The 12,302-nt window shown below is 28.6% G+C and carries 6 protein-coding genes and 1 pseudogene; 4 read left to right on the top strand and 3 right to left on the bottom strand.

The features are described from left to right. Window positions 1-228: 228 nt before the first annotated feature. From ansP to gmk, 3 genes and pseudogenes are all read right to left on the bottom strand, one after another. The gene (ansP, locus tag ERCIPSPA2889_RS03100; RefSeq protein ID WP_157989367.1) at window positions 229-1,695 is read right to left on the bottom strand and encodes an L-asparagine permease; all 1,467 of its coding nucleotides are present in this window, start codon (window positions 1,693-1,695) and stop codon (window positions 229-231) included. A 937-nt stretch (window positions 1,696-2,632) separates the two neighbouring features. Continuing rightward, window positions 2,633-2,830, bottom strand: a pseudogene (gene rpoZ, locus ERCIPSPA2889_RS03095) (DNA-directed RNA polymerase subunit omega); the annotation flags it as partial. A 95-nt stretch (window positions 2,831-2,925) separates the two neighbouring features. Then, on the bottom strand, window positions 2,926-3,549 hold the full coding sequence (gmk, locus tag ERCIPSPA2889_RS03090; protein ID WP_157989446.1) for a guanylate kinase: 624 nt from the start codon (window positions 3,547-3,549) through the stop codon (window positions 2,926-2,928). A gap of 2,796 nt (window positions 3,550-6,345) precedes the next feature. Here gmk and ERCIPSPA2889_RS03085 point away from each other — a divergent pair. From ERCIPSPA2889_RS03085 to purB, 4 genes are all read left to right on the top strand, one after another. Next, the gene (locus ERCIPSPA2889_RS03085) at window positions 6,346-6,954 is read left to right on the top strand and encodes a riboflavin synthase subunit alpha (RefSeq protein WP_157989365.1); all 609 of its coding nucleotides are present in this window, start codon (window positions 6,346-6,348) and stop codon (window positions 6,952-6,954) included. Window positions 6,955-8,787: 1,833 nt separating this feature from the next. Further along, entirely contained in the window at window positions 8,788-9,900 is a 1,113-nt protein-coding gene (mnmA, locus tag ERCIPSPA2889_RS03080) for a tRNA 2-thiouridine(34) synthase MnmA (protein ID WP_157989364.1), read from the top strand. 21 nt (window positions 9,901-9,921) lie between these two features. Continuing rightward, the gene (gene hflD, locus ERCIPSPA2889_RS03075; protein ID WP_157989363.1) at window positions 9,922-10,560 is read left to right on the top strand and encodes a high frequency lysogenization protein HflD; all 639 of its coding nucleotides are present in this window, start codon (window positions 9,922-9,924) and stop codon (window positions 10,558-10,560) included. A 39-nt stretch (window positions 10,561-10,599) separates the two neighbouring features. Then, window positions 10,600-11,967, top strand: coding sequence for an adenylosuccinate lyase (purB, locus tag ERCIPSPA2889_RS03070; RefSeq protein ID WP_157989362.1), 1,368 nt, complete (start codon window positions 10,600-10,602; stop codon window positions 11,965-11,967). Window positions 11,968-12,302 lie beyond the last annotated feature (335 nt).

The following is a 12,302-nucleotide window of genomic DNA, read 5'->3' as shown; positions in this document are numbered from 1 at the left end:
CAGCCCCTCAAGGGGGATGCAAGTACAAGTATTGAATAAACTTAGTACATATTTATTTATGATATCATGTTTAGCTTGATGCGTGAGTTATGCATATAGCTGTTAACTTCAAGATCAGTTATTTTGTTTTTTTATAGAGAACGGATGACAATAAAATGATAAATAGACCTCGATTATTTTTTTGTTTTTAATGTAATCTAGATTCATTTAATGATCAATATATTAATATTAAGATCTGATAATTTTTACTGAATTTTTCTCTTCTTCTGTTAAGGCATTAACTCGTTTACGTACACGAAACCAGCCTAGTGTTAGTACTATGCCAAGCAATGGAATTGATGCGATAGTATAAGTGCCGTTTGGGTAATCAAATGCCATTAAAATTAGAACGCTTACTAAAAATAGTAGTGTTAACCATGATGTAAAAGGAGCGCCTGGCATCTTAAAGCTAATATCTTCAACCTTTCCTTCTTTAATAGCTTTTCGGAGGCGCATTTGACATATTACTATAAAAGCCCAAGATGAAATAATACCAAGTGTTGCTATATTGAGCACAATCTCAAATACGCTAGACGGTACAATATAGTTTAAATATACTCCAATTATATATACACTTACGGTCATTATTATGCCAACATAAGGAACTTGATGTTTACTCATTTTAGACATGCATTGAGGGGCTGATCCACCCATAGACATGGATCGAAGAATGCGACCGGTAGCATACAGTCCTGAATTCAAACTGGATAATGCTGCGCTTAGTACGACTATATTCATAATACTACCAGCATATGGTACACCTAATTTTGAAAAGAAAGTGACAAATGGGCTCTGTCCTGCTTGATAAGCATTCCAAGGTAATAGTAGTACTAGTAATACTACTGACCCAACATAAAATAAACCGATACGCCAGATCACTCTATTAATAGCTTTCGGTAGTATATTTTTAGGATCTTTGCATTCTCCTGCAGCAGTACCTACTAGTTCAATTGATGCAAATGCAAATACAACACCTTGTACTAGCACAAGGGCTGGTAACAGACCATTTGGGAAAAACCCACCATTATCAGTAATTAGATAAAAACCAGTAGCATGTCCAGCTAAAGGCTCACCGCTTCCTAAAAATACAACACCTACAATTAAAAAGACTACAATTGCTAAAACTTTAACCATAGCAAACCAAAATTCCATTTCCGCAAACCATTTAACTCCAACCATATTCATGCTACCAACGATAGCTAAAGCACCGAGGGCAAATATCCATTGTGGTATATCGCCACAAGCATTCCAATAGTGCATATATAATGCTACGGCTGTAATATCAACAATACCAGTCATTGCCCAATTTATAAAATACATCCACCCAGTAACATATGAGGCTTTTTCTCCTAAGAATTCACGAGCATAAGAGACAAAGCTGCCACTAGAGGGCCGATGTAAAACTAGTTCACCTAAGGCACGTAAAATAAAAAATGAAAAAATACCACATACTAAATAAACTAAAGCTAATGCCGGTCCGGCAGTCTGAAGGCGTGCGCCAGCGCCGAGAAACAGACCTGTTCCAATTGCACCGCCAATGGCAATCATCTGCACATGGCGATTGTCCATGGCTTTATGGTAACCAGAATCTTGGGCATTTAACCAACGTCTTTTTGAAGCACGTTTTTCTGCGCCTGCTGTTTTATCTGCGTTCATATGTAATCCTGATTCTTCTGTAAACGAATATTTTAGTTACCGCTCCAGGCATGTTTGTGCTTGATATCATCAGAATAAATTTCTGATATTGTTTATTAGATCAAAAGATCAAACGTCTTGTTTTTTTTTGATGTTGATATTCATGAATTATTCCTTTATTTGATATACTGGTGTTTAGTCTACATCTCTATTATTATTAATAAAAAATTTAGGGAATGACTGTAATCTATTCGTATGAATAAACGCAAAATATTAAATTATTTTTGATACGATGTACTTTTATCATCAATTAGTCAGCACACTTTGTTGTGTTGTTTATTTCTTTATTGTTCACCAGAATAGCATTCTAATATAATACTATAGAGGATGCTATAATGTGCCAAAAACCAAGTCTTACACTGTATTTCAGTTGCGGATAGAATTGGAGAATATAAATAACGCATAAAAGTACAATATAACTATTATGCATTAATATTATTACATAATATATTATTTATCTTTAGTAAGGCTTGCATTCCTTAACAGTTAATATACTTAATGTTGATGCTAACTCCATGTATAGTACACAATACTATTATAAAGTAGAACTTTTTGTATCAAGTGAAGTTTAAGAAGAGTGATTATTATATTCTATCAGTGATCATGGTATAGTCATTTAGAGTAAAAAATTAAAGGTAAAACATTATTTTTATCACTTAATTTTTCTATTACCAAGATAGTACATGAGTGATAATAATTGTTATTGCTTGTGTCTCCTTATATATAATGTTACTAACATATAGATATGGTGAATTAATATATAGTATGTAGAGTATATCTTAGATCAGGCTTCATTGTAATATTTTTTTAAATTTGGCTATTACAGATCTTTTGTGAGAGTTTTTATCTTTTTTTAACTCAGTATCGTCTTAATTTTTCCAGTTTTAAACGATCAAAAAATATCAAGAGTTTGATTAGTGATCAAGCCATTCTCAATTTCCCGAAGAGCAATAACAGTAGATTTATCATTTTTTATAGGAACTAAAGGATTTTTACCACTTATTTGGATTTGACGTGCCCGCCGTGCCGCTATTAGCACTAGATCAAAGCGATTTCCAATATTTTTTACTGCGTTTTGAACAGTTACTCGTGCCATGAATGTCTAACTCCTCTAATAGTAATATAAAAAATCTATAAATGATTAGATTTTGCTATTAAGTTTATATAGTAACTAGGTGTGCGTATGTTTTGTTATCTCTCCAATAATTTACGAATTAACGAAGAATGATGTATTTCTTGGTGTTGAACGCTTAAACGTTCAGAATGTATAATAGCTTGCAAATCTATAAGTGCGCGATCAAAATTTTCATTAATTATTAGGTAGTGGTATTCTGTATAATGTTTTATTTCAGCGATCACTTGAGACATACGTTGCTTGATCACAGTTGTACTATCTTGGTCACGTTTATACAAACGACGTTTTAGCTCATCTTTTGATGGTGGTAAAATAAAAATACTACGTGAGGTTGGCATAATGCGTCGAATTTTTTTAGCACCTTGCCAATCTATGTCAAGAAATATATTAATACCTTGTTGTAATCTGTTGATAATGGCTTGACGTGAAGTACCATAATAATTTCCAAATACTTTAGCGTATTCTAGAAATTCTTTTTGATGAATCATGTTATGGAACTGTTTAGAATTAACGAAATAATAATGCTCACCATGGCTTTCTCCAGGTCGCTTTTTACGTGTAGTATGTGAAACAGATATTTGTATATTACATAGTGCCTGTGTCTTACACAGCGCCTTAATCAGGCTAGATTTGCCTGCTCCACTAGGGGCGGAAACAATGAATAGTATTCCTGGAGTTATCATTTTTCTTTAAAATGCATATATCTTTTAATATATAATAATCTGCGCATTTACTCGAATATTAATTACTTTAGGTTAGATATAGATAAAATTTCAGAATATTATTCTTTATCTATGTCTTAACATATAACCAATTTTTTATACATATCTTTAATGATAACATGAATTTTATTATTATATGATTTATAATATCTTTTCTCTGGAATTTTGTATTCTTAATGTGGAGTTGTGTCTAACATTTTTTCTATATATAGAAGATATTATTATCAAACTATTTTAAATATTAGGCTTGTTCTGTATTGCAATACAAGTATTGATATAATAAATAAATAAATTTTTTTGAGTTTTCATTTACATATAGCTCTTTATTATTATTTGCGTATAAAGACACGATCTTAGGAAGATATAACAAGTTTATTAGAGGTTCGTCTAGTAGTTAGTAAGTTACCTTGTTTTTTTATTATAAGACATAGGACTAGAAATAAAGGCTTCACTGCAGTCTATAATTTTGTAGTAAATTTCCTAAGATAAAAATGATTAGATGTTTATGTTCTATCTATATTAATATGATCTTAATATCATTTTCTATCTTTAATGTTTTATAGGTTTTATAGTTTGCACTTATAAACTTAAGTATGAATATATTATTGGATGTTACTACTATATGAGTTGTTGTGTAAGCATATATATTTTGATTTTCATCTTTTTATGATTTTAATACAGATATTTCATATATACAAATGAAATTTATTTGAATATTAGATATTTCTTACTAGTATGTTATACTAAATAGTTATTGTAATCTAAGATATTTTAATGAGATTATTTCGTGCAATATAAAATAAAGTTAATGTATTCTATAATTATATATGATAATTTTTACGATTATTTTTAATATAAATTATACCATAATTAGTTGATTTATATTATTATTATTAATGTGATTGCATAGTCTCATTAGAGAATTGGTTCTTTATACATATAATTTAGTAGTAATATTTTTTTTAATAATGGTAAGCAGAGTATTAGTAAATTTATTTTAATAAATTTAAATAAAAGTAAAAATTGATACAATTATAAGCATAAAATTCTGCTAGAGAGACGCAGTGATTAAAAAGATTATACTAATTAGCAAATTTTAATATAGTTCTTAACATTAGATCATCTGTGTTTTATGTCATCTGTAGTATAGTAAAGATTAAAACAATTTATAAGTTTATTGGAGAATGATTTTATAATGAGTATATAATATATAAGTAGTTCATAATTATTATGAAATGATTATGAGACAGTGAATTATAATTAAGAATTTATAAAATATTCATAGTAATTTGTATTATACACTATGCATTTTTTGATGAATACTAAGATCTTTACAAGAAAAGTTTTAGTTTTGATCTTAATTGTTGAATATTATGAATTGTACTAAAATTATAGAAAATTTTATAAATTAATTGAATATTCAATAGCAAAAAATTTTAGCACACACCGAAACCAATCATCGTTTATTTTTATGTCTAGTTAATAGTTTTTGGTAATCTTATGGAAACAAAATATTTTTTAGTACTTAGCCTCAGAATGATTAATTAATCTAATTATACATATAAAAACAGAAATTTATATAAAAATAATGAATATATCGTTAATATTTTAGTTCTATATTATGACCAATTCTGTATATGATACTTACTATATTATAGTAGATTTTTTTTTGTAAAACATATGCTTTATAAAACATTTACGTAGTTTATTTTGTTAGAAAGTCTTGAAATGTTAAATAGAAATTTTAGGAGGAGCGCCAGCAGTTAGTCTTATTAGATGTATATTTGTTTAAATATTACTTAATTGGATATATTAACTCGATATATCACTTATAAGTTACAAAACTAATTAAAGTGTTTTGATGTGATTAGATATAAAACGAATATTTTTAATACTGTTATATAAAATTAAAATTTATATGATATGTAATGTTTGTCGGTTCTATAAAGAATTATTTCTCAACAGAAATATTCTTTTATTATAATTTAAAGATTAAAAAAACATATTTTATGAGCTCATTATTTTTTGATGATAACCTTAGTGTTCATTATCATTTAGTCTTATTTAGTTACCTAGTATTATCTCGTAATATTTTAGACTTTAGATGAAATTATTTCTTAAAATGTAGTAATTATATTCAAAAGCCTTCATTAATTTTATAAATTCTATAAGAGATATTTATGATGATTAGTGTAATATTAATGATTCACTTCGCATATATAGTATATAATATTATTATATTTTTTTGCAAGTAAGACATTTTATCTATAATAGTATTTTTTATTCCTCTATTATTTTATAATAACAAAATCGTCCTATAAGGTCATAGATCGTAACGCGACATCATATAAAATACTAGTTCGTATAGTTGTGAAGATTTAATATAGAGGTGGATATTCGATATCTTTCATGCAGATCGTAAGACTTAAAAAATGTATCAAGTATACACCAGGATGCATATTACTTTTTAGTAAGAGATAGCAAAGTTATAAGATTTTGAATAGGGTTGTATGTCTATTCTGTTTGAGCATAATATGCTTTTAAAATAGATCATTGATAAAATATTCAATGAACTATAATTTCAGTGCAGAATCAGGGTTGATATTAATTTAGATATACCGCAGAGACATTTAGTGTGGTCAAAATTTCTGAGGCTATTCGCCTTAAAAATACAGAATATTTTCTGTATTAAAGTTAAATTTTTAAAGTGAAAATAAGCGTACTAATAAAAATTAATTATTTTTGAGGTTTGTTATGTTCACCGGCATTGTGCAAGGCATAGCGGAGTTGTATTGTATTCAAGAAGAAAAAAATATACGGACTTATATTTTTAAAATGCCAAGTCCTTTTTTAGAAGGGCTTCAGATAGGTTATTCAGTTGCAAACAATGGTTGCTGTTTGACAGTTACAAAGATAACAGGTGATCATGTTAGTTTTGATTTAGTGACAGAAACTCTATTGAAGACGAATTTAGGTGTGCTTAATGTAGGGGATACAGTTAACATAGAGCGCGCGGCTAAATTTAGCGATGAAATTGGAGGTCATTTTGTATCTGGTCACATTATGTCGACTGCAATAATTACGCGAATCTATAATAAAAAAAGCAATTATACAATGTGGCTGACTATAGATTTTTTTGAGAAAAAAAAGTATATTTTTTATAAAGGATTTATCACTATTGATGGTATTAGTTTAACTGTTGGGGAGGTTACACAAAAAGAATTTTGTGTACATCTTGTTCCAGAGACCTTATTGCGTACCACATTGGGTCAAAAAAATATTGGTTGTAAGGTAAATATTGAATTTGATCTTAATACTCAGGTTATTGTAGATACAATAGAGAGAGTATTAATGACACGTTAGAGGTGGTTTTTCTAATAGTTTAGTTTTAGTATAAATGGTCCATGAATATTTTTAAATGACATCCATTTATAGATAATGAGAATTTTACTTAGTGAATCATGTATACTAGATTATTTTAATAATCTAGTATAAAAATAAAAATTTATTACATATATAATAAAAAAATACGATATATTTTTGCTAAAAATTAAATTATAAAAGGTTATTTTTGAAAAATTATTATTTAATAATGACATTTATGAATTTTTTTCATTTATAGATGATTATAAAATGATTTCAGAAAAATCTAAAAATAAATAGAAGCTCCTTGGGAGAACAAAAAAGATTAAGAGCATATTTTATATTAGTAATAATTACTACAATTATGAATATAATTAAATTATATATGTGCCAATATATTTGAAAATAAATCTAAAATACTTAACAGATAAATATATATATATTATAATATTTGCTTATTAAGCATAAATTTATGATTTCAATAAATCTAGCTATAAAAAATAAAAAAAATTAATCTAAATTTTATATTTTATATAAACAACTCATTGAAATATGTAAAATAAAATTTATATCATATAAATGATATTTTTATTTTTAAACAAAATGATTAAATATAAATATAGAATACATTATAAAAAAATTAATATAAATATATAGTTATTTGACAAAATATTTTTATTGATTTTATATTATAAATAATTTTTTTCTATTTTGAAAATAACATATTAATTGTTTTACAATAAACACCATTATCAATTTGAATAAAAATTTTTTAAATTCTAAATCTATTAATAAATTTTTATTATTGTAGAATAAGAAATAATTATATTCAAAATTAACAATTTATACTAATAATCACAGAAAAAATTATTAAATTTTATAATAAAAAACTTATTAAAAAAATCCTTTTTTAAATTATATATATAATATACTACATTAATAATTTTATCTACAAGTTATTTATAAAATTTTATCTAGTAATCATAGGAAATAGTATTCTAGGTTCAGACTTTAGTTAATTATCAGCAAGCAGTGAGATAAGTATAGTTCATAATTATTTGACAAATATTAGTAAGTGTTAGTATCACTATAATTTGTTAATCAGAGTTCGCTTAAATAAGATAAATACCAGACTGCGTGAGTGATTATCTAGATTGATTTTTATCATGTAGGTTCACACCTTGTTGTTAGAGTATTTATCAATTATGAGTCAGTCTGTATATTTTTTTCTAAAACTTAAAAATTATATGTGCATATCTATAGTTTTTCTATTAAGCAGCTTTGTGGTATAATAGATATTAATATGGAATTATAACAAATTGTTAACTTAGCGAGAGACTTATTAAGTTAGTAGAATAGATACTCAGTGATGCAATACTAACTTGAGTTTAGAGTATAATAGGATTTAGGTCCTAAATTTTGTACATTCGATGATAATTAGATTCATTAGTATATGTGTTTTTTATGACAAAATAATATAATATCGTTCGTATAGAAAAGCTTTTAAATATGCACTTTTGGGAATTTTATATACTTTGTACTAAGTAGTAGAATTATTATATATTGATCAAATAGAGAACTTCAAATAATATTAGTGATTTTTATATATAAAATATATATAGTATTTCACAGATATCTTCCAGATATTCCTCAGAGTGAGAGGATACAATTATACATTATGATACGTTCTTATTATGAGATTTTATCTGAACAAATATTTTTTTGTAAGATTCTATCTTTATGAAAAACGAACAATGATAGGTATTAAAGTGATTTCTATGCAATTAGCATTGTGCAACTTTTCTAACAAAATACTTTCATTAGGTAATAGTCATGTCAAATAGTAAAAAAAAAGTCATTATTGGAATGTCTGGTGGAGTAGATTCTTCTGTGGCGGCTTTTTTACTTAAAAAGGAAGGCTACCATGTTGAAGGTTTATTTATGTGTAACTGGGAAGAGACAGAGGGCTCTACAGATCACTGTAGTGTAGCAAAAGATTTATCTGATGCAGAAATTGTGTGCGATCAACTTGGTATTGTTCTACATACTATTAATTTTTCGGCAGAATATTGGGATAATGTTTTTTCATATTGTTTAGAAGAATACAAAAGAGGTCGTACTCCAAATCCAGACATTCTTTGCAATAAAGAGATTAAGTTTAAAGTTTTTTTAGAATTTTCTATAGAAGAGTTAGGGGCAGATTATATTGCTACTGGTCATTATGTGCGTCGTCAAGAAGATTATACAAAAACCTGTTTATTGCGTGGCTTGGATCTTAATAAGGATCAAAGTTATTTTCTTTATACTCTCGGGCGTCAACAGATTTCACAGAGTTTATTTCCTCTCGGAGTGTTATCTAAACCTTTTGTGCGGGACATTGCTACACAGTTAGGACTTGTTACTGCCAATAAAAAAGACTCTACTGGCATTTGTTTTATTGGAAAGTATAATTTTATGAAATTTTTGTCCGGTTTTCTGCCTGAAAAGCCTGGATTGACTCTATCTGTACATGGTGAAACAGTAGGCTGGCATCAAGGTGCATGTTACTATACTATAGGTCAACGTAAAGGTTTAGGTATTGGTGGCCGAAAAGATAGCAATGATCTTCCTTGGTATGTGGTTGATAAAGATATTTCTAACAATATGCTTGTTGTTGCGCAAGGCTCAAATAATGTTCGGTTACTTTCAAGAGGCTTTATAGCCAATCAGCTACACTGGATAGATCGTCATATTCCAGTAGATCCTATAAGTTGTACCGTAAAAACACGTTATCGGCAGAAAGATATACCTTGCACACTAATTCCATTGAGTGGACATTCTGTTAAAGTAGTGTTTAACTATCCAGTAGCAGCAGTGACACCAGGGCAGTCCGGAGTTTTTTATCTTGATGATATGTGTCTTGGCGGTGGTATTATTGATCAGCGTATACCGATGTCTCATACCTAACTGTACAAGAAAGGGGTCTCTGTGGCAAAGAATTATCATGATATCATTTTGGCATTAGCAGGTATTTGTCAATCAGCATATTTAGTGCAACAATTGTCTCACTATGGAAAGTGCCCTGTAGATATTTTTAAGATCTCTTTAAGTAGTTTATTAAATCTTCAGCCACCTTCCATACTATCTGTATTTGGAAATCAAAAGTCTAATATCAAATGTGGTTTAGAGACGCTTCTTGGTCTTTTAAACAGCAGAAGTTCTCAAGGTTTAGTCGTGGAAGTTACCCATTACACTATGAGTTTAATAGGATTGGAGCGTAAACTTAATAAAAATCAGTTGGCTTTAGGAGATTTAACTAATCGTATCGGAGACCTAAATAGACAATTAGATTACTATGCTATGGAATCTGAGAAGTTTTTAAGCTTAATTGCAGAAATTTATATAGATATTATTAGTCCACTTGGCGCACGCATTCAAGTTAGTGGTTCTGCGGAGATACTAAAAAATATTCACATACAGAATAAAGTGCGCGCGATGCTATTATCTGGTATTCGTTCCGCAGTATTATGGAAACAGGTTGGCGGATCTCGTTGGCAACTGATTTTTTTTCGTAACCGTTTAATGAATGAAGCTCAGCTGATATTAAAAGGTCTTTCAAGTAATTAAGTATAAAAATGTTATCACCTTAACCCTAGAGAAGTTATAATGGAATTGTCCTCGTTAACTGCTATATCACCTATAGATGGTCGATATGGCGAAAAACTTATATTACTGCGGTCTGTTTTTAGCGAATATGGCTTATTAAAGTTTCGTCTTCAAGTTGAAATACGTTGGTTACAAAAGCTATCTACTTGCTCCGAGATTCAAGAGATCCCTAAATTTTCTGAGATTGATAATAAGTTTCTTGATTCGCTTGTTATAAATTTCAGTGAAAAGGATGCATTATGTATCAAGACTATCGAAAAAACTACGCATCATGATGTTAAGTCAGTAGAGTATTTTTTGAAAGAAAAGATGTCTACTGTGCCGACTCTGCATGCTGCATCCCGATTTATTCATTTTGCTTGTACTTCAGAGGATATCAATAATTTATCGTACGCGCTTATGTTAGAGCATTCGCGTCAAAAAATTATTATTCCATATTGGCAGCATATGATTACTGTAATCAGGGGCCTTGCTAAGAAATATCGAGATGTTCCTCTTCTTTCGCGTACTCATGGACAGCCAGCGACACCTACGACATTAGGTAAAGAAATGGGTAATATAGCGTACAGATTGCAACGGCAATTGGAACAGTTTAATAATTTAAAGATTCTAGGTAAAATAAATGGCGCTGTTGGTAATTATAATGCACACAAGATCGCTTATCCAGAAGTGGACTGGCATCAATTCAGTCAGGAGTTTGTCATTTCATTAGGTGTTACATGGAATCCATATACGACACAGATTGAGCCGCATGATTTTATTGCAGAGATGCTGCATTGCATGATGCGATTTAATACGATTTTAATCGATTTTAATCGTGATTTATGGGGTTATATTGCATTAAATCATTTTAAACAAAAAACAGTTTCTGGAGAAATTGGTTCATCTACCATGCCGCATAAGGTTAATCCAATAAACTTTGAAAATTCTGAAGGTAATCTTGGATTAGCCAACATTATCATGCAGCACCTTGCAAATAAATTACCAATTTCTCGTTGGCAGCGTGACCTAACCGATTCAACTGTTCTTCGTAATTTAGGCGTGTGCTTAGGATACTCCATAACTGCTTATCAAGCTATTTTTAGTGGGATTGTCAAACTAGAAATAAATCATACTTCGCTGCTTAATGAACTAAATGATCACTGGGAAATCTTAGCAGAGCCAATTCAGGTAATAATGCGTAGATATGGTATTGTAGACTCTTATGAAATATTGAAGGAGTTTAGTCGTGGAAAGTTGGTGTCTTCTGAAGATATTAAGATATTTATTGATAATCTAGCGCTACCAAAGCAGGCTAAAGAACGCCTTCAGAAAATTACACCATCAAATTATTTGGGATATGCTATACAATTAGTTGATAATTTATAGCGTTCTATTTTAGAAAGTTGGACATGATAAATAATTATATTAAACTCTTCATGATAAAAATAAAAAGTGTAAAAATATATTTAATATATGGATGTACGAGTTTTAGGTGTAAAAGATAATTTATATAAAATTAATATAAGTTAGCTATAATATTTAGATTAAAGGTGCTAAAATTTTACATGGAATATAATCTATTGCTTAAAGTAAGTAAAGTTTTAAGATGATTTACTGACGATACTGTTTAAAAGATAGGGTAACTTTTCTACACTTAATTTTATTTTGTTTAAAGAGATTCAGTAACTTTATTTGTTTTCTAAAAATGTTCTCATAGTTAA

It is taken from the genome of Candidatus Erwinia haradaeae (assembly GCF_900698985.1).
GTDB lineage: Bacteria > Pseudomonadota > Gammaproteobacteria > Enterobacterales > Enterobacteriaceae > Erwinia_E > Erwinia_E haradaeae_B.
This window is presented reverse-complemented; position numbering and strand designations above follow the sequence as displayed.

Coding starts and splice junctions, on each gene's coding strand:
- purB (WP_157989362.1), top strand. CDS start 10,600: ATGGAATTGTCCTCGTTAACTGCTATATCACCTATAGATGGTCGATAT.
- mnmA (WP_157989364.1), top strand. CDS start 8,788: ATGTCAAATAGTAAAAAAAAAGTCATTATTGGAATGTCTGGTGGAGTA.
- ansP (WP_157989367.1), bottom strand. CDS start 1,695: ATGAACGCAGATAAAACAGCAGGCGCAGAAAAACGTGCTTCAAAAAGA.
- ERCIPSPA2889_RS03085 (WP_157989365.1), top strand. CDS start 6,346: ATGTTCACCGGCATTGTGCAAGGCATAGCGGAGTTGTATTGTATTCAA.